Origin of the sequence: Neorhizobium sp. DAR64860/K0K1 (genome assembly GCF_050500205.1) — a bacterium.
Classification (GTDB): Bacteria; Pseudomonadota; Alphaproteobacteria; order Rhizobiales; family Rhizobiaceae; genus Neorhizobium; species Neorhizobium soli.
Genome location: NZ_CP191459.1, coordinates 2,487,590 through 2,505,442 on the forward strand (window position 1 = coordinate 2,487,590; position 17,853 = coordinate 2,505,442).

15 protein-coding genes are annotated in these 17,853 nt (G+C 61.6%); 13 read left to right on the top strand and 2 right to left on the bottom strand.

Features of this window, described 5'->3' with window-relative positions; translation table 11 throughout:
- The first annotated feature begins 79 nt into the window (after positions 1-79).
- From aroC to glgB, 6 genes are all read left to right on the top strand, one after another.
- The gene (gene aroC / locus ACQY1J_RS16795; RefSeq protein ID WP_184653959.1) at positions 80-1,177 is read left to right on the top strand and encodes a chorismate synthase; all 1,098 of its coding nucleotides are present in this window, start codon (positions 80-82) and stop codon (positions 1,175-1,177) included.
- Positions 1,178-1,187: 10 nt separating this feature from the next.
- Positions 1,188-2,288, top strand: coding sequence for a 3,4-dihydroxy-2-butanone-4-phosphate synthase (ribB, locus tag ACQY1J_RS16800; protein ID WP_062453643.1), 1,101 nt, complete (start codon positions 1,188-1,190; stop codon positions 2,286-2,288).
- A 225-nt stretch (positions 2,289-2,513) separates the two neighbouring features.
- Complete coding sequence (locus ACQY1J_RS16805) at positions 2,514-3,005, top strand: cupin (protein ID WP_430251977.1); 492 nt, start codon at positions 2,514-2,516, stop codon at positions 3,003-3,005.
- 133 nt (positions 3,006-3,138) lie between these two features.
- A complete protein-coding gene (locus tag ACQY1J_RS16810; protein WP_430250373.1) occupies positions 3,139-6,393 on the top strand; it encodes a maltotransferase domain-containing protein in 3,255 nt (1,084 codons plus the stop codon).
- Between the two features lie 23 nt (positions 6,394-6,416).
- On the top strand, positions 6,417-9,761 hold the full coding sequence (gene treS, locus ACQY1J_RS16815) for a maltose alpha-D-glucosyltransferase (RefSeq protein ID WP_082476166.1): 3,345 nt from the start codon (positions 6,417-6,419) through the stop codon (positions 9,759-9,761).
- Positions 9,761-11,968 (top strand): 1,4-alpha-glucan branching protein GlgB, encoded by a 2,208-nt coding sequence (gene glgB, locus ACQY1J_RS16820; RefSeq protein WP_430251979.1) that lies wholly within the window; start codon positions 9,761-9,763, stop codon positions 11,966-11,968. The genes treS and glgB overlap by 1 nt, the downstream gene beginning before the upstream one ends.
- 55 nt (positions 11,969-12,023) lie before the next feature.
- On the opposite strand, the gene ACQY1J_RS16825 is transcribed toward glgB, so the two are convergent.
- Positions 12,024-13,214 (bottom strand): winged helix-turn-helix domain-containing protein, encoded by a 1,191-nt coding sequence (locus tag ACQY1J_RS16825; RefSeq protein WP_430250374.1) that lies wholly within the window; start codon positions 13,212-13,214, stop codon positions 12,024-12,026.
- A 110-nt stretch (positions 13,215-13,324) separates the two neighbouring features.
- Here ACQY1J_RS16825 and ACQY1J_RS16830 point away from each other — a divergent pair, with 110 nt between their 5' ends.
- Genes ACQY1J_RS16830 through ACQY1J_RS16840 form a run of 3 tightly spaced genes read left to right on the top strand, consistent with a single transcriptional unit; the run spans position 13,325 to position 15,197 of the window.
- Positions 13,325-14,002 carry an energy-coupling factor ABC transporter ATP-binding protein gene (locus tag ACQY1J_RS16830; protein WP_325261629.1) on the top strand — a complete coding sequence of 226 codons (678 nt, stop codon included), beginning with the start codon at positions 13,325-13,327 and terminating at the stop codon, positions 14,000-14,002.
- The gene (locus ACQY1J_RS16835) at positions 13,999-14,604 is read left to right on the top strand and encodes a CbiQ family ECF transporter T component (protein ID WP_430250375.1); all 606 of its coding nucleotides are present in this window, start codon (positions 13,999-14,001) and stop codon (positions 14,602-14,604) included. The genes ACQY1J_RS16830 and ACQY1J_RS16835 overlap by 4 nt, the downstream gene beginning before the upstream one ends.
- 29 nt (positions 14,605-14,633) lie before the next feature.
- Positions 14,634-15,197, top strand: a complete 564-nt coding sequence (locus tag ACQY1J_RS16840) for a biotin transporter BioY (RefSeq protein ID WP_062453649.1) — start codon at positions 14,634-14,636, stop codon at positions 15,195-15,197.
- Between the two features lie 4 nt (positions 15,198-15,201).
- Here ACQY1J_RS16840 and ACQY1J_RS16845 read toward each other — a convergent pair whose 3' ends face one another.
- Positions 15,202-15,600, bottom strand: a complete 399-nt coding sequence (locus tag ACQY1J_RS16845) for an acyl-CoA thioesterase (protein WP_062453650.1) — start codon at positions 15,598-15,600, stop codon at positions 15,202-15,204.
- A 133-nt stretch (positions 15,601-15,733) separates the two neighbouring features.
- Between ACQY1J_RS16845 and ACQY1J_RS16850 the strand changes: the two genes are divergently transcribed.
- The 4 genes from ACQY1J_RS16850 (at position 15,734) to ACQY1J_RS16865 (ending at position 17,670) form a co-directional block, all read left to right on the top strand.
- Positions 15,734-16,666 (top strand): histone deacetylase family protein, encoded by a 933-nt coding sequence (locus tag ACQY1J_RS16850; RefSeq protein WP_430250376.1) that lies wholly within the window; start codon positions 15,734-15,736, stop codon positions 16,664-16,666.
- Positions 16,667-16,671: 5 nt separating this feature from the next.
- Positions 16,672-16,938, top strand: a complete 267-nt coding sequence (locus ACQY1J_RS16855; protein WP_062454826.1) for an exodeoxyribonuclease VII small subunit — start codon at positions 16,672-16,674, stop codon at positions 16,936-16,938.
- Positions 16,939-17,006: 68 nt separating this feature from the next.
- A complete protein-coding gene (locus tag ACQY1J_RS16860; RefSeq protein ID WP_062453652.1) occupies positions 17,007-17,318 on the top strand; it encodes a nucleotidyltransferase family protein in 312 nt (103 codons plus the stop codon).
- 67 nt (positions 17,319-17,385) lie between these two features.
- Complete coding sequence (locus ACQY1J_RS16865; protein WP_062453653.1) at positions 17,386-17,670, top strand: HepT-like ribonuclease domain-containing protein; 285 nt, start codon at positions 17,386-17,388, stop codon at positions 17,668-17,670.
- The last annotated feature ends 183 nt before the right edge of the window (positions 17,671-17,853 follow it).

Below are 17,853 nucleotides of genomic sequence, written 5' to 3' on the forward strand. Positions count from 1 at the left end.
ACCTTTTCCATAAGACATCCGCGTCAAAGTTTGACGTCCAAGATTGACGGAGGCGGCCCCTCCGAAGCCGGTTAGTGAAATGTCGTACAATACTTTCGGTCATCTTTTCCGTGTCACGACCTGGGGCGAAAGCCACGGGCCGGCGCTCGGCTGCGTCGTGGACGGATGCCCTCCCGGCCTGCGCTTCACGCTTGCCGAAATCCAGGCCTGGATGGACAAGCGCAAGCCCGGACAGTCGCGTTTCGTGACCCAGAGGCGCGAGGACGATATCGTCAAGATCCTCTCCGGCGTGATGATGGATGCCGACGGCGAGACGATGATCTCGACCGGCACCCCGATCTCCATGCTGATCGAGAATACCGACCAGCGCTCCAAGGACTACGGCGAGATCGCCCGCAGCTATCGCCCCGGCCATGCGGATTTTGCCTACGACCTCAAATACGGCATCCGCGATTACCGCGGTGGCGGTCGTTCATCTGCCCGCGAAACTGCAGCGCGTGTGGCGGCGGGCGCGATCGCCCGCAAGGTCGTGCCAGGAATGACCGTGCGCGCGGCGCTGGTGCAGATCGGCAAGCACAAGATCAACCGTGACAACTGGGACTGGGGCCAGGTCAACGAGAACCCGTTCTTCTGCCCCGACCCTGAGATGGTGCCTGTCTGGGAAACCTATCTCGACGGCATCCGCAAGGCCGGATCGTCGATCGGCGCGATCGTCGAGGTGGTGGCGGAGGGCGTTCCCGCAGGGCTTGGCGCACCGATCTATGCCAAGCTCGACCAGGAAATTGCTTCCGGCCTAATGTCGATCAATGCCGTGAAGGCCGTCGAGATCGGCGATGGTTTTGCCGCCGCCGAGCTTTCCGGCGAGGACAATGCCGACCAGATGCGGATGGGCAACGATGGCCAGCCTATCTTCCTCTCCAATCATTCCGGCGGCATCCTCGGGGGCATTTCGACCGGCCAGCCGATCGTTGCCCGCTTCGCCATCAAGCCGACCTCGTCGATCCTGAGCGAGCGCCAGTCGATCGACGCTGATGGCAACAATGTGGATGTACGCACCAAGGGTCGCCACGATCCTTGCGTCGGCATCCGCGCCGTGCCGATCGGGGAGGCGATGATGGCCTGCACGATCGCCGACCATTTTCTCCGTGACCGGGGTCAGACCGGTAAAACCCGCTAGGAATCATCACATGCCCTACGATCAGAAGCGCGTCGTCGACGCCATCCGCGCCTTCGAAGCCGGCGAAATCGTCGTTGTTACCGATGACGACGGACGCGAAAACGAAGGCGATCTGATCGTCGCTGCGGTCCATTGCACGCCGGAAAAGATGGCCTTCATCGTGCGCCACACATCCGGTATCGTCTGCACGCCGATGCCGCGCAGCGAAGCCAAGCGCCTGAACCTCAACGCCATGGTGGCGGAAAACGACAGCGCGCATACGACGGCCTTCACGGTGACGGTCGATTTCAAGCACGGCACGACGACCGGGATCTCGGCCGACGACCGGACGCTGACGGTGCGCAACCTCGCCAACCCGAATGTCGGCCCGGCCGACTTCGTGCGTCCCGGCCACATCTTCCCGCTGATTGCCCGCGAAGGAGGCGTTCTGATGCGCTCCGGCCATACGGAAGCGGCCGTCGACCTGTGCAAGCTCGCCAACCTGCCGCCGATCGGCGTGATCTGCGAACTCGTCAACGACGACGGCACGGTGACGCGCGGTCCTCAGGTGACGGAGTTTGCGATCACCCATGGCCTGAAGCAGGTGTCCGTTGCCGATCTCATCGCCTATCGCCAGCGCAAGGAAACGTTGATCGAGCTGCACGGCACGTTCGACATCGAGACCCCGAAGGGCAAGGCCAAGGCACACGCCTACTCCCTGCCCTGGGAGACGATGCAGCACGTCGCCATCGTGTTTGGAGATATCAGGGACGGCGTCGACATTCCGGTCCGCCTTCATCTGGAAGACGTAGCGCGCGATGTGTTCGGCGCGGCGCGCTCCGTGGACCGTTACATGGCAAAGATCGCCGACGAGGGTCGCGGCGTCATCATCTATCTGCGCGAGGGTTCGGTTGGCGTCGGTGCCAGCACGACGTCGCGCAAGGTCCGCTTCGGCGAGGAATCGCACGCGGAGGCCAAGGTCCGCGACAGCGAGTGGCTGGAAATCGGCCTCGGCGCCCAGATCCTGCGCGATCTCGGCGTGTCTTCGATCAAGCTTCTGACCAGAAGCGAACGTCATTACGTCGGCCTCGAAGGGTTCGGCATCCAGATCGCCGAGACCGTGATCTGCTGAACGGCCACTGAGCGGAGCGTGTTTCCGTGCTGACCTTTTGAAATAGAGGTTGTCGCGGGAACATCGCATTTGCGCACGGGTTCAGTCTCAGGACGTTGCTGGAAAATGCCGGCGACGTCCGACAGACGCAACCGTGCAAGGATCAAGTCCGTGACCCGAAGCCTGAACATCGTTCCGCCAGCCCTCGATCCCGCCGTCTCCGCTGAAAGGACGACCGTCGAGAGCATGACGTTTCCGCCGAGCGGCTTCGTGCCCAACCACCCTCACCTTCCGGCTCTGATCTACCGCAACGCCCTTGCCATCGACCCTCTGGTCGGCGACCCCGCCAACCTGTTCGAAGACCTTTTTGCGAAAAACGGCTGGCAGGGCATCTGGCGCGATGGCGTATTCGATTACCAGCACTACCACACGGGCGCCCACGAGGTCCTCGGCATCGCAAATGGTCGCGGCCTGCTGCTGATCGGCGGTCCGGATGGCACCGAAATCTCAGTCCATGGCGGCGATTGCATCGTGTTGCCGGCCGGCACCGGGCACATGCGGCTGGAGGCCAGCCGCGACTTCGTGGTTGTCGGCGCCTATCCGCCAGGACAGCGTGCGGATCTCCAGACCGGACCCGCGGATTCTGAAGGTCTCAGCCGAATTTCGAGCCTTCCCGTGCCGCAGACCGATCCGCTCCGTGGCCGCGACGGCCCCCTCCTTCGGCACTGGGTCCGTTAGGGTTCATTCATGTACATCTAATGCGTGCGCAAAAATCCGATAGGCACAATTTTATCGGAACAAGCACAGCAGCCTTGCAGTTACCCCGCTGATCGCCACCCGCTCTACGGCTCGGCAACCCAAGGCTATAAAGATGAACACGCGTCCTCAATTCGCCTCGTCCACCCCGCTGTCAAAGCTCCCGCCGCAAATCTACTACGTGCATCCTCTCATGCTCAAAGGCTTGCAGGATTGGCGCCAGGTTTTTGCCCATGCGAAGGATCTCGGCTTCGATACGGTCCTCAGTGCGCCGCTGTTTGCACGCGGCGCGGACACGAGCATTTTCGTCAGCAGAGACCTGGACAGGCTTGATCCGGCGCTGGGACTTGGGGAAAGCATCGACGACGGCGTGAAGGCACTGACAGATGCCGCTAAAGAGCATGGCATCAAGCTGATGCTCGACATTGCCGTCGATCGTATCGCCGATGCCTCGAACCAAGGCAGCGCCGTCGTATTCGACCCGCGTCGTTCGCCGCAGGAAAGCGGCAGCCGCACGATCGATATCACTCATGAAACGCAGCTGCTTGATGACTGGCGCCGCCGACTGGCGCGGCTGGCCGGGCTTGGCATCGCCGGCTTCCGCTGCATCGGCATTGGCAAGGTCGCGCCCGACGTCTGGAAGGGCCTGATCGCTGCGGCCCGCAGTGCCGTCTCTGACACCGTCTTCCTTGCCTGGACGCCAGGCACCAGTTTTGAAGATCGCAAGGCGCTCAAGGGCGTCGGCTTTGACGGCAGCTTTTCGTCCTTTGCCTGGTGGAACATGGAGGAACGCTGGATCCTCGACGAATACGAGGTGCAGCGCGAACTCGGCTACCAGATCACCTTTCCGGAAGCCCCGTTCGGCAAGCGCATGGCGCATGGCATTGACGGAACCGAAGTGTCGGAGCGCCGAGCGGTCCGGGCCCTGAAGCTCGCGTCGACCTTCGCCAGCGGCCTCATGGTGCCGATGGGCTTCGAATACGGCTCATCCATCCCGCTCGACCCACTGACCGGCGACGGAATGGGTCTGCGTGGGCTCAAGGACCAGGGAGTGTTCGACCTGTCGAGCGACATCCGAGCCATCAATGCCGCGCCGAACAAGACATCGGCCGGGTTTGGCCGCCAGCCGCTGAGGTTGATTTCCACCAGCCAGACTCAGGCTGTGGCGCTCTTGCAGACCGACCATGAGGATATCCGTGCGTCGTCGAAGATCCGCGTCGTGATGCTGAACCGCGATTTGCGCAGGGTTACCAAGGCTCCGTTCAACGTGCTGCGTGAAGCAGCCTCCCCTTTCCTGCCGCTGACGGCGCCGGGGAATGACGCCGACATTTTTGCGCCCGATCTCATGCTGAAGCCGGGCGAACTTCGCGTTTTCGAAGGCCATGCCTCGCAGCCGATCATCGAAGCTGTTCCGGTTTCCACCGCAGCAGAGGCCGCGGCCACGCCGCGGCTGGCGATCGAGAAGATCACGCCGTCGGTGGACGACGGCCGTTTCGTGGTGAAGCGTGTGGTCGGCGAGACGGTCAAGGTCGAAGCCGACGTGTTCGGCGACGGGCACGATCCGCTGTCGGCGTCGGTGATGTGGCGTGCGGCCGACGAGGACCAGTGGACCGAAGTGCCGATGACGCTTGTCACCAACGATCGTTGGGCGGCAGAATTTCCGCTGAAGCGTATGGGCCGCCACGAGTTTGCAATCGAGGCCTGGAAGAACCCGTTCCAGATCTTCCGCTACGAATTCACCAAGAAGCACGAGGCGCGGCTCGATCTGCGGCTGGAGATCCAGGAAGGCATCAATCTGGTGCTGGATGCGCTGGATCATGCCACGGGTGACCTCAAGACCGAACTGAAGGTGCTGTTCGACAAGCTGACGGCGCAGGACGATCCGAAGCGGACCGAAACGCTACTGCTGGCCGACACAGCCGAGCTGATGGTGGAAGCCGACCGCCGCCCGCATCGGGTTCGCACGACCTCGATCCCGGTCGATGCCGAACGGACGGCTGCGGCATTTGCCAGCTGGTTCCAGGTGTTCCCTCGCTCCCAGAGCGGCGATGCGAACCGTCACGGCACGTTCGACGACGTGATCGCACGGCTGCCGGCGATCCGGGAGATGGGCTTTGATGTCCTCTACTTCCCGCCGGTGCATCCGATCGGTTCGACCAACCGCAAGGGCAAGAACAACACGCTGACGCCGGCCCCTGAGGATCCAGGTAGCCCGTATGCGATCGGCTCGGAAGATGGCGGCCATGACGCGATCCATCCGGAGCTCGGCACGTTCGAGGATTTCCGCCGGCTGGTGGATGCGGCCAAGGACCACGGGCTGGAGCTCGCTCTCGACCTCGCGATCCAGGCCTCGCCCGACCATCCGTGGCTCAAGTCCAATCCCGGCTGGTTCGATTGGCGGCCTGACGGCACGATCCGCTACGCCGAAAACCCGCCGAAGAAATACGAAGACATCGTCAACGTCGATTTCTACGCCAAGGACGCGGTGCCTTCGCTTTGGATCGAGCTGCGCGACGTCGTCCAGAAGTGGGTCGATAACGGCGTCAAGCTGTTCCGCGTCGACAATCCGCATACGAAGCCGTTTCCATTCTGGGGATGGATGATCGCCGACATCCGCTCGCGCCATCCAGACGTCGCCTTCCTGTCGGAAGCCTTTACCAAGCCGAAGGTGATGTACCGCCTCGCCAAGGTCGGGTTCTCGCAGTCCTATACCTACTTCACCTGGCGCAACGCAAAGTGGGAGCTCGAGCAGTATATGCGCGAGATCACCACTGAAGAGCCGAAGGAATTCTTCCGTCCGCACTTCTTCGTCAACACGCACGATATCAACCCGGATTTCCTGCAGAACGCACCGCGTCCGGCCTATCTGATCCGTGCAGCGCTGGCTGCAACGCTGTCGGGCCTCTGGGGCGTCTATAACGGCTTCGAGCTTTGCGAAGGACGCCCGGACGCCAAGCGCAAGGAATATGCGGACTCCGAGAAGTACGAGATCCGTGCCTGGGATTACGACCGTCCGGGTCACATCAAGGGCGAGATCGCGCTTCTCAACCGCATCCGCCGCGAGAACCCGGCGCTGCATTCGCATCTCGGTCTGCAGCTCCTGCCCGCCTGGAACGACAACATCATGTTCTTCGAAAAGGCCAGTGCCGGCCGCGAGAACGTGCTGCTGATCGCCGTCAACCTCGATCCGCACAATGCGCAGGAAGCGGATATCGAACTGCCGCTGTGGTCGTTCGGCCTGCCGGATCATGGAACCCTCGATCTTGAGGATGTCATCGGCGGCGATCGCTTTCCATTGACCGGCAAGGTGCAGCGCATCCGCCTCGACCCTCACTCCGGCCTGCCATTCTCCATCTGGCGCGTCCGTTAAAGACAAGAATGGGAGGAGACATCATGGACATCACGAGCGGCCGAAACCAGGGCCAGGACCAGAATCAAGCGATGAACGACGATCCACTATGGTACAAGGATGCAGTTATCTATCAGCTGCATATCAAGTCGTTCTACGACGCCAATGGCGACGGTATCGGCGACTTTCAGGGGCTGCATGAGAAGCTGGATCACGTCGCTTCGCTTGGCGCCAACACGATCTGGCTCTTACCGTTCTTTCCGTCGCCGCGTCGTGACGATGGATACGATATTGCCGATTATACCAGCGTCAGCCCGGACTATGGCACGGTGGACGAATTCAAGGCGTTCGTGGCTGCTGCCCATGCACGCAATCTGCGTGTGCTGATCGAGCTCGTCATCAACCACACGTCCGACCAGCATCCGTGGTTCCAGCGGGCACGTCATGCGCCTCCCGGTTCGCCGGAGCGCGATTTCTACGTGTGGTCGGATACGGACCAGAAATTCCCGGAAACGCGGATCATCTTTCTCGATACGGAAAAGTCCAACTGGACGTGGGATCCGGTTGCCGGCGCCTATTACTGGCACCGCTTCTATTCGCACCAGCCCGACCTTAACTTCGACAACCCAGCCGTTCTGGAAGAGCTGTTCGAAGTCATGCGGTTTTGGGCCGATACGGGCATCGACGGTTTCCGCCTCGACGCCATCCCGTACCTGATCGAGCGCGAAGGCACGATCAACGAGAACCTGCCGGAAACCCACGACATCCTGAAGAAGATCCGTGCGGCGCTCGACAGCACCCATCCCGGCAAGATGCTGCTGGCGGAAGCCAACCAGTGGCCGGAAGATACGCGCGAATATTTCGGCGATGGCGACGAGTGCAACATGGCGTTCCACTTTCCGCTGATGCCGCGCATGTATATGGCGATCGCCAAGGAAGACCGCTTCCCGATCACCGATATCATGCGCCAGACGCCTGAAATCCCGGACAATTGCCAGTGGGCGATCTTCCTGCGCAACCACGACGAGCTGACGCTCGAGATGGTGACCGACGAAGAGCGCGATTACCTCTGGAACATCTACGCCGCCGACCGGCGCGCCCGCATCAATCTCGGCATTCGTCGCCGTCTTGCGCCGCTGATGGAGCGCGACCGCCGCAGGATCGAGCTGATGAACGGCCTGCTGCTTTCCATGCCCGGAACTCCCGTCATCTACTACGGTGACGAGATCGGCATGGGCGACAACATCTATCTGGGCGACCGCGACGGCGTTCGCACGCCGATGCAGTGGTCTCCGGACCGCAATGGCGGTTTCTCCAAGGCCGATCCGGCGCGCCTCGTGCTGCCGCCGGTCATGGATCCTCAGTACGGCTATGAGGCGGTGAATGTCGAAGCGCAGGGCGCCGACGCACATTCGCTGCTGAACTGGATGCGCCGGATGCTTGCGCTACGCAACAAGCATGCCGCATTCGGCCGCGGCACGCAGCGTTTCCTGACGCCCGGGAACCGCAAGATCCTTGCCTATCTTCGCGAATACGAGGGTGAGACGATCCTGTGCGTCGCCAACCTTTCACGCCTGCCGCAGGCGGTGGAACTGGATTTGTCGCAGTTTGCCGGCTGGGTGCCGATCGAGATGTCCGGCATGTCGCCGTTCCCGCCGATCGGTCAGCTGACCTATCTGCTGACGCTGCCGCCCTACGGCTTCTTCTGGTTCCAGCTGGTGGAAACTTCCGACGGCCCCGTCTGGCGCAAGGAGCCACCGGAGCAGATGCAGGACATGGTGACCATGGTCGTTCGCCGTGACCTGCAGGAGCTCGGCGAAGACTCGCCGCTGTCGAAGATGTTTGCCAAGGATATCCTGCCGCCATACCTCTCGAAACGCCGCTGGTTCGGCTCCAAGGGCTCGATCCTCAATTCGGCGCGGCTTGCCAACGTGACGCCGATCGCATTTGCCAACAACATCCTGCTCGGCGAGCTAGAGGTCGATGTTGCCGGCAAGTTGGATACCTATCTCCTGCCGCTCGCCATCGCCTGGGATGAAGCCCAGCCTTCGGCGCTTGCCCAGCAGCTGGCGCTTGCGCGCATCCGTCAGGGTCGCCGTGTCGGCTTCCTGACCGACGGCTTTGCCATGGAAGGGCTGGCGCGCGGCGTGATCCGCGGACTGTCCGAACGGGCCGTGATCTCGGGCGTTTCAGGCGCCCTTGAATTCGTCGGCACCGACACTCTCGACCAGCTCAACTTCAACGACGACATGCCTGTGACCTGGCTTTCGGCCGAACAGTCGAACAGCTCGCTGATCATCGGTGATCTCGCCATGGTAAAGCTGATCCGTCACATCTTCCCGGGTATCCACCCGGAAGTGGAGATGACGCGTTATCTCACCAATGTCGGCTACCAGAATACGGGACAGCTGCTCGGCGAAGTCGCCCGCACCTCGCCGGAGGGCAACCGCTACACGATGATCATCGTGCAGCGCGCGATCCGCAATCAGGGCGATGCCTGGAACTGGATGCTCGGCAACCTGCGCCGCGCAATCGACGAGATTGTGGTGACCGGGCTCGAGGGCGAAGGGATCGACGAGCACTTCAAGCCGCTCGTCAATCTTTCGGCCACCATCGGAACACGGCTTGGTGAGCTGCATGTCGCACTGGCCCAGCCGACCGATGACGAGGCATTCAGCCCGATCTGGGCTGGCGACGCCGATATCTCGAGATGGCGCGCGGGCGTAACGGCTCAGATCGACCAGAGCCTGACCATGCTCGAACTGAACAGCGAGGGACTGGAAGGTCGCGCCGCAGAAGACGCACGCATGATCCTCAGCCGTCGCGAAGACCTGTTCGGCCTTGTCGAGACGCTGTCCGGCTTTGCCATTTCGACGCTGATGACCCGTACCCACGGGGACTTCCACCTGGGCCAGATCCTGGTGGCAGAGGGCGACGCCTATATCATCGACTTCGAGGGCGAACCCGCCCGCGATCTCGAGGAACGTCGTGCGAAGTCAAACCCGCTGCGCGACGTGGCTGGCCTCCTGCGGTCGCTCAGCTATCTCGCAGCCTCGGCCGATCTCGATCGGGAGGTCGTCAGCGAAGTGGACGACGCCCGTCATCCGGAGCTCGTCAGCCGCTTCATCGACAAGGCGGAACCGGCATTCCTGCAGGCCTATTTCGATGCTGTGGAAAAGTCCGACTCGCTCAACATCCCGCACGAGAAGCGGTCGAAAATACTCGACCTCTTCCTGCTGGAAAAAGCCGCCTACGAGATCGCCTACGAAGTGCGCAGCCGGCCGAAGTGGCTGCCCCTGCCGCTCGCAGGTTTTGCGACCATCGCGGCGCGACTTCTCGACACCGACAGCAATTCCACCCCTGATGCACCCAAGGGAGAGACAGAGTGATGCGATACGAGCGCACGGACCTCATCATCGGAACCGTTGAGGAGGGCCTCCAGGCCCTCGTCGACGGCCGTCATGGCGATCCCTTTTCCATTCTCGGCCGCCATCAGTACGGCGACCTCACCGTGGTGCGGGTGCTGCTTCCCGGGGCGCTTTCGGTTGAGGTCGTCGAGCGCGATACGGCCAAGGTCGTCGCGGAGCTGGACAGCATCCACCCCGGCGGTCTGTTTGCCGGCGTGACCAATTCGACTGCGCCCTATTTCCTGCGCATCGAATGGCCGGAAGCGATCCAGGAAACCGAGGATTCCTATTCCTTTGCGCCACTGCTGGGCGATCTCGATCTGCACCTGATCGGCCAGGGCACCCATTACGATCTCGGCCGGACGCTCGGCGCAATCCCGATGGAAGTGGATGGGGTTTCCGGCGTTCGTTTTGCCGTCTGGGCACCGAACGCCACCCGTCTCTCGGTCGTGGGCGACTTCAACGCCTGGGACGGTCGCCGGCACCCGATGCGGCTTCGGCCGCAGGCCGGCGTCTGGGAACTGTTTGTTCCTCGACTGACCCATGGCGAGCGATACAAGTTCGAAATTCTCGACGCTCACGGCAATATGCTGGCGCAGAAGGCCGACCCGATCGCACGTGCCTCGGAAGCAGCACCTTCGACGGCCTCCGTCATCGCTTCGTCCAAACCGTTCCGCTGGACCGATGGCGACTGGATGGCGGCGCAGGCCAAGGACCGCGCCCGCGAAGGCGCGATGTCCGTCTACGAGGTGCATCTCGGCTCCTGGGTGCGGATTGCCGAGGAAGGCAACCGTACGCTCGACTGGGTGGAGCTCAGCCAGCGCCTCGTGCCCTACGTCAAGAAGCTCGGCTTTACCCATATCGAGATGCTGCCGATCATGGAGCATCCGTTCGGCGGATCATGGGGCTACCAGCCGCTCGGTCTGTTTGCGCCGACCGGCCGTTACGGCACGCCCGAAGACTTCGCCTATTTCATCGATCGCTGCCACGCCGCCGGGATTGGCGTCATCCTCGACTGGGTGCCGGCGCACTTCCCGACCGACGTCTGGGGTCTGGCGCAGTTCGACGGAACGGCGCTCTACGAGCATGCCGATCCGCGCGAAGGGTTCCACAAGGACTGGAACACGCTGATCTACAATCTCGGCCGCAACGAGGTGAAGGGTTTTCTTATCGCGTCTGCGCTGGAGTGGCTTGACCATTTCCATATCGATGCGCTGCGTGTCGATGCCGTCGCCTCCATGCTCTACCGCGACTACAGCCGCGATCAGGGCGAGTGGATCCCCAACAAATTCGGCGGCCGCGAAAATCTCGAATCCGTGGAATTCTTTAAGCACCTGAACAGCATCATCCATGAGCGCTGCCCGCATGCCTTCACGGTGGCCGAGGAATCGACCGCCTGGCCGGGTGTGACCGAAAGCGTCGAGCAGGGTGGACTGGGCTTCGACTTCAAGTGGAACATGGGCTGGATGCACGACACGCTCCATTACATGGAGGAAGATCCGGTCTATCGCAAATACCAGCACGGAAGCCTGACCTTCGGCATGGTCTATGCCTATTCCGAACGCTTCATGCTGCCGCTGTCCCATGACGAAGTGGTGCACGGCAAGGGTTCGCTGTTTGGCAAGATGCCGGGCGACCACTGGCAGAAGATGGCCAATCTGCGTGCCTATTACGGCTTCATGTGGGGCCATCCCGGCAAGAAGCTGATGTTCATGGGCGGCGAAGTCGCTCAGGTGACCGAGTGGAACCACGACGCGTCCGTTGTCTGGGATCTGCTGGACAGCCCCGATCATGCGGGCATGCAGCGCTTGATCGCCGATCTCAATGCGCTCTATTCGGCCGAGCCGGCGCTTCAGTATGGCGATCTCCATCCTGAAGGCTTCGAATGGGCCGTGTCCGACGATGCGGAAAACTCCGTTACCGCGATGCTGCGCCTGTCGCAGGATCGGCAGTCGGCAATCATCGTCGCTTCCAACATGACGCCGGTGCCGCGGCACGGCTACCGGATCGGCGTGCCGTTCGAAGGGCGCTGGGAAGTGGTGCTGAATACCGATGCCGCGATCTACGGCGGAACGAATTTCGGCCAGACCGAAGCCTGGACCGAAAACCAGTCGGCGCATGGCAAGACAGCGTCCGTCGCTCTCGACATCCCGCCACTGGCGACGGTGTATCTGCGGTGGCGGGGTTAATCCCCCGGCATCGCCCGGATTAGGCGCTTCCAAGAGATGAAACGGCTGACGGGACCTAGTCCCGCCAGCCGTCTCGATAGACGACCTTGTCCACGCCGGCAAACCGCCCTACCCGCTGCAACTCGGCATCGAGCTTGGCCAGCCTGCCTGCGGATGCCCGAACACCCTTTTCCAGCCACAGCCGCTTGACATCAAGCACACCCGTTTTGCGCTCCGCCTTCATGTCGATGCGACCGATCATGCGGTCGCCTTCCAGAAGCGGAAAGACGTAATAGCCGTATTGCCGCTTCGGCTCGGGCACGAAGACCTCTATGCGGTAGAAGAAATCGAACAGCCGCACCGCCCGGTCGCGGTTGCGCAGGAGCGGATCGAAGGGGCTCAGCACCCTCACCCGTGCCGGTGGGTCTGGGATATCACCGAGGTTCTCGGGAAAGCCTGCAAAGGCAAAGCAGGCGCGCGGTCGGCTGCCGTCGGCGGCTTCGATCAGGACTTCGACGAGTTCGTCGCGATGGGATTTCACCCAGTCCCTCGCCTCTTCCGGCGTGACGATATCCCAGAAGGCGGCCAGTTCTCCCGATGTGGCAAAGCCAAGCTTTTCCATCGCGCTGCGGCAGGCCCAATCGATGAAGTCCTCGTGGCTGACATCCGGTTCGTGATGGTGGGCGGCAATAACGCGCTCGGTCAGATCGTAGATCTTCTGGAAATTCACCCGGCCTGCAATCGAAAGCTTGCCGGTGTGCCAGTAATATTCGAGCGCCGTCTTGTTCGGGTGCCAGTTCCACCAGCCGCCGGACTTGTGATCCTCCATCTTCATGTCGCGCGACATGATCGCGCCGTTTTCCGAAATGTGCCGGAACGTGTCCTCGAAGGCGGAATCGAAACTCTCGCCATGCCATTTGCGCCAGCGCTCGGCGAGGATCGGTTCGCGGCGGCGGAAGCGGTGCTTCCAGTAGCGGAACAGACGCGCCGGAATGATCGAGGCGTCGTGGGTCCAGTGTTCGAACAGCTCGCCGTCTTTTTCCAAGAGCGACGTCAGGTGTTCGCGCCGATAGGTCTGGTTGCGCGAAAACAGGATCATGTGATGGGCGCGCTCTACGGTGGCGATACTATCCACCTGGACGAAGCCCAGATCATCGATCAGTTGCAGAAGACCGGCCTTGTTGAGCGCACGGGTCGGCGGTGCAGAAAGCTGCTGCCGTTCGATGAAAATCCATCTTGCGCGGGCATTGTTGATCAGAATCGCCATGGCAACGAGACTAGGGCGACAGTGGACCGGATGCAATGTTCACTTTTCATTCCGCCTTCCCGCTCTGCTCCCGCCGCGATATAGACCGTTCCAGCAACCGAGGACCGGCATTGGACATCCATTTCGACAAGGCCGAAGCCCGTTTCGACGGGCGCGTCACGCTGCATCCGCTGACAGTGCGGCTGACCGAGCGGCGTATCGGCGTGATCGGCCTCAACGGCTCCGGCAAGACGACGTTTGCGCGGATGATCAACGGGCTCGTCTCTCCCGCAAACGGTAGCGTCGTCGTCAACGGCTTCGATACGAAGGCAGACACCGACCGCGCCCGCAGCCAAGTGGGTTTCATCTTCCAGAACCCGCAGAACCAGATCATCCTGCCGATCCTGAAGGAAGACATCGCGCTTGGCCTGACGCCGCGCAAGCTTTCGAAAGCCGAGATCGAGGCGCGCACGACGGCGATCCTCAAGCGCTTCGGCATCGGCCATCTTGCCGACCGGCGCTCGCACGAGCTTTCCGGCGGCGAGCTGCAACTCGCGGCCTTTGCCTCGGTTCTGGTGACGGAACCGGACATTTTGATCATGGACGAGCCGACCAACCAGCTGGACCTCAAGAACCGCAACCTGGTGGCTCGAACGATCAGCGAGCTCCCCGAAAACGTCATCGTGCTGACCCACGACCTCGATCTCATCGCGGGCTTCGAGCGGGTTCTGTTGTTTGACAACGGCCGGCTTGCCGGCGACGGAAACGCTGCCGAGATCATCGCCCGTTACCGCGAGCTTGCCGCATGAAGACGCTTTACGTGGACGGCAGCGGCTTTCTGCACCGGCTTTCGGCCCGCGCGAAGCTTGTGCTGCTGGCTGCCGCAAGCCTTGCTCTGTTCCTGATCCAGTCGCCGTTAGTGCTTGGCGTCGGTGCGGTCGCCAGCGGCCTGCTTTTCGGTTCGCTGCGAATCGAATGGCGGCAAACATGGCTGCGGCTGCGGGTTCTTTTCCTCACCATCGCAGCCGTTGCGCTGTTCACGCTGGTTTTCAACAGCCCTGTCGAGGCCGTCAGCGTGTTTTTCCGGCTCTCGGCGCTGGCGCTTCTTGCGTCCGCGGTGACGGCCACGACTACTACCGGCGATTTTATTACGGAAGTGACATTTGCGGCTTTGCCGCTTGAAAAGCTCGGGCTTGTAAAAGCTGCGGATATCGGCCTGTCGATCGGCCTTGTGCTGCGCTTCATTCCGGAAATCCTGCTGCGTCACCAGGCCATCCGCGATGCCCATATCGCGCGAGGGTTGCGCCCTCGAACCCTCTCCATCATCGTCCCGCTGATCATCCTCACATTGAAGAATGCCGACGAGATTGCCAGCGCAATTGACGCCCGGGCAATCCGTGCGCAGAAGTGATACAGATTCAGTCGTCAAGGAATAGCTATTTGCCTACTCGTGATCTCGTTCTGGCCGCCCTGTTTGCCGCTATCATCATCGTGCTGGGACTGGTGCCGCCGGTCATGCTCGGTTTCATTCCCGTCCCCATCACGGCGCAATCGCTCGGCGTGATGCTGGCCGGCGTCGTGCTCGGCGCCAAGCGCGGCACGATCGCGGTCCTCCTGGTCCTGGTGCTTGCAGCGATCGGTCTGCCGGTTCTGTCCGGCGGCCGCGGCGGCCTTGCCGTCTTCATGGCGCCGACGACCGGTTATCTGATCGGCTGGGTGTTTGCCGCGATGGTAACCGGATATCTGTCGCAGATCATGGTGGGTCGCGACCAGGCGGGGCTGGTGCAGGGCGTGAACTTCTTTATCGCAGCCCTGATGGGCGGCGTGATCGTGCTTTACGGGATCGGCATCACCTATCTGGCGCTGATCACCGGCATGGGCTTCGTCAAAGCGTTTCTCGGCTCGCTCGCTTTCATTCCGGGCGACGTCCTGAAGGCTGTGATTGCGGCGCTCGCCGGTCGGGCCGTGATGGCAGGCTATCCGCTGCTGCCGCAGCGCGCGTAAGCGGTCAGTCGAGGAACTGATACAGCCAGTCGCGCAGGTCTTCGGGCAGCGCGGCCGGCGTCCGGGTTTCCGGATCGCATGCGGACCAGACGATTTCGGCTTCGGCCACCTCATCGCTGCCGCGCGTGAAGCGGACGATAAAGCCTGCGGACTTGCCGCCGATCTTGCTCACTCCGACATGGGTATGGACGAGATCGCCGAGCTTCAGCGGCATGTGATAGGTGCAGGAGATCTTGCCGACCGCAAAGAACGGGTCATCCGTTGCCGGTTTGCGGCGATGCCAGAATTCCGTGACCGCCTGTTCCGCAAGGCCGATATAGGCGGCACGAAACATTTCGCCGTTGAGATCCACATCGCGATAGGCAACGCGAAAATCATGGGTCTTGCCGATATCCTTCGCCATTCCTGCCCGCACTCCAAAAAACGCCTAATGCGCCTACTTCACGGCAAATCCGGTGAAGAGCAAGGGGTATGCGCTTGAAAACATCGCCGTTCTGCGCCATGTCCGAGCTCAACACACCTCACGAGGCCGCCTAATGACCACGCGCCTTTACGAAAACTCCATTTTTCTCGAGCATGCGACGCCGGAAGGCCATCCTGAACGGGCAGACCGGCTGCGTTCGCTCAACATCGCGCTTGAACACCCCAACTTCGACAAGCTGGACCGCAAACAGGCACCGCAGGCCAACGAAGACACGGTGCTTCTGGCGCATCCGGAAGAACACCTGCGCTGGGTGATGCGCAAGATCCCCGAGGAAGACACGATCCTGCAGATCGAGGCCGATACGCATGTGGGGCCGAAAAGCCTGCAGGCGGCACTGACCGGCATCGGCGGCGCGATTGCAGCCGTCGACGACGTGATGACCGGCAAGGTGGACAACGCATTCGTTGCCTCGCGTCCGCCGGGACATCACGCGGAAAAGACCAAGGCGATGGGCTTTTGCCTGTTCAACAACATCGCCATCGCCGCCCGCCATGCACAGCAGGTCTATGGCGTCGAACGGGTCGCGATCGTTGACTGGGACGTGCATCACGGCAACGGCACGCAGGACATCTTCTGGGACGATCCGTCCGTTTTGTTTTGCTCCACGCACCAGATGCCGCTCTATCCCGGCACCGGCGCCAGGGACGAGACGGGCACGAAGAACACGATCGTCAACGCGCCGCTTTCCGCCAATGACGGCAGCGACCATTTTCGCGATGCCTTCAAGAGCCGCGTGTTGCCGGCGCTCGAAAACTTCCGGCCGGATCTGGTGCTGATCTCGGCAGGCTTCGATGCGCATCACCGCGATCCGCTGGCGCAGATCAATCTGGTCGGCGACGATTTCGACTGGGCGACCGGCCGGTTGATGGAAATTGCGGGGAAATACGCCGGCAACCGGGTCGTCAGCCTGCTCGAGGGTGGCTATGATCTGGAAGGGCTGGCGGAATCGGCCGGCCTGCATATCTGCAGACTGATGAGAGGATGAAGGACATGACCGAAGCCCCAGGCGAGCCGAACGCTCCGATCGACGTCACCGGTTATTCCTTCGAAAAGGCCGTCGCCGAGCTGGAAAGCATCGTCGCGCGGTTGGAACGCGGCGACGTGGCGCTTGACGAATCCATCGCCATCTACGAGCGCGGCGAAGCGCTGAAGAAGCATTGCGAAAAGCTGCTCAACGCTGCCGAAAGCCGGATCGAAAAGATCCGCCTCGACCGCAGCGGCAAGCCGCAGGGCGTGGAGCCGCTCGACGGCGAGTGAGGCCTTCACTCGCATGAAGCCCTGAGTTGCATCTCGACTGAAATCCCGACCTGCGCTATAGTCTCCCCATGGACAAGGACCAGGTCATCGCCAAGCTTCGGGAGCACGAGGCCGAACTGCGCGCCGCAGGCGCGGAGCAGATGTCGATATTTGGCTCGGTAGCGCGTGGCGAGGCGACGGACGAGTCAGATCTTGATGTTCTGGTGACGTTTTCAGAGCCGGTCATACAGTCTGGCTGGGGGTATTTTACGGCCGTCGAAGAGCTACGTGCCCTGATCGTTGGCATTACTGGTGTAAGGAGCGTTGACATAGTTCCCGAACCGTTGCGCCGGAAACGTTTCAGCCGGAGCGTGGAGAGGGATAGGGCGATTGCCTACTAAGCGTCCTCTGATCCGTTTCCGAGACATTGTCGAGAACGGTCAATCCATTCTCGAATATACACACGGTATGGATTTCGACGCGTACTCTGTCAGCAAGATTACACGGGATGCGTCTGAGCGATGTCTAGCACGAATTTCCGAAGCCTCTTTCAAGCTTGGCTCGACGGCAGAAGAAATCTTTCCAAGCCACAACTGGGGCGCCATCAGGGGTTTTGGAAACATGCTCCGGCATGAATACGATGATATTCTTGATGAAACCACTTGGGCAATTGTCACACGGCACCTCCCGCCCCTCCTTTTCGAACTCGAAACCTTCCTCGCGCGCTACCCTGAAGATCAGGAAACGCTGTAGGAAGGCCGACATCATTCTTCCCGGGCATCGATCCCATCCGGATGATGCATCTGCCTGCGATGCGGTTGAAACGCTGATCATGCCTTGGTCCTCCGACATCGTACCTGATGACGACCAGGAGTTCGTGCCGTTGGCGACAACCTCCCTTCCCCGAGTCCCTCCCCTTGCCCGTCAGCTGAAATC

Bases quoted from the DNA above. Each gene is read 5' to 3' on its own strand.
- aroC (WP_184653959.1), top strand. From the start codon at position 80: ATGTCGTACAATACTTTCGGTCATCTTTTCCGTGTCACGACCTGGGGC.
- ribB (WP_062453643.1), top strand. From the start codon at position 1,188: ATGCCCTACGATCAGAAGCGCGTCGTCGACGCCATCCGCGCCTTCGAA.
- ACQY1J_RS16805 (WP_430251977.1), top strand. From the start codon at position 2,514: ATGACGTTTCCGCCGAGCGGCTTCGTGCCCAACCACCCTCACCTTCCG.
- ACQY1J_RS16810 (WP_430250373.1), top strand. From the start codon at position 3,139: ATGAACACGCGTCCTCAATTCGCCTCGTCCACCCCGCTGTCAAAGCTC.
- treS (WP_082476166.1), top strand. From the start codon at position 6,417: ATGGACATCACGAGCGGCCGAAACCAGGGCCAGGACCAGAATCAAGCG.
- glgB (WP_430251979.1), top strand. From the start codon at position 9,761: ATGCGATACGAGCGCACGGACCTCATCATCGGAACCGTTGAGGAGGGC.
- ACQY1J_RS16825 (WP_430250374.1), bottom strand. From the start codon at position 13,214: ATGGCGATTCTGATCAACAATGCCCGCGCAAGATGGATTTTCATCGAA.
- ACQY1J_RS16835 (WP_430250375.1), top strand. From the start codon at position 13,999: ATGAAGACGCTTTACGTGGACGGCAGCGGCTTTCTGCACCGGCTTTCG.
- ACQY1J_RS16845 (WP_062453650.1), bottom strand. From the start codon at position 15,600: ATGGCGAAGGATATCGGCAAGACCCATGATTTTCGCGTTGCCTATCGC.
- ACQY1J_RS16850 (WP_430250376.1), top strand. From the start codon at position 15,734: ATGACCACGCGCCTTTACGAAAACTCCATTTTTCTCGAGCATGCGACG.
- ACQY1J_RS16855 (WP_062454826.1), top strand. From the start codon at position 16,672: ATGACCGAAGCCCCAGGCGAGCCGAACGCTCCGATCGACGTCACCGGT.
- ACQY1J_RS16860 (WP_062453652.1), top strand. From the start codon at position 17,007: ATGGACAAGGACCAGGTCATCGCCAAGCTTCGGGAGCACGAGGCCGAA.
- ACQY1J_RS16865 (WP_062453653.1), top strand. From the start codon at position 17,386: ATGGATTTCGACGCGTACTCTGTCAGCAAGATTACACGGGATGCGTCT.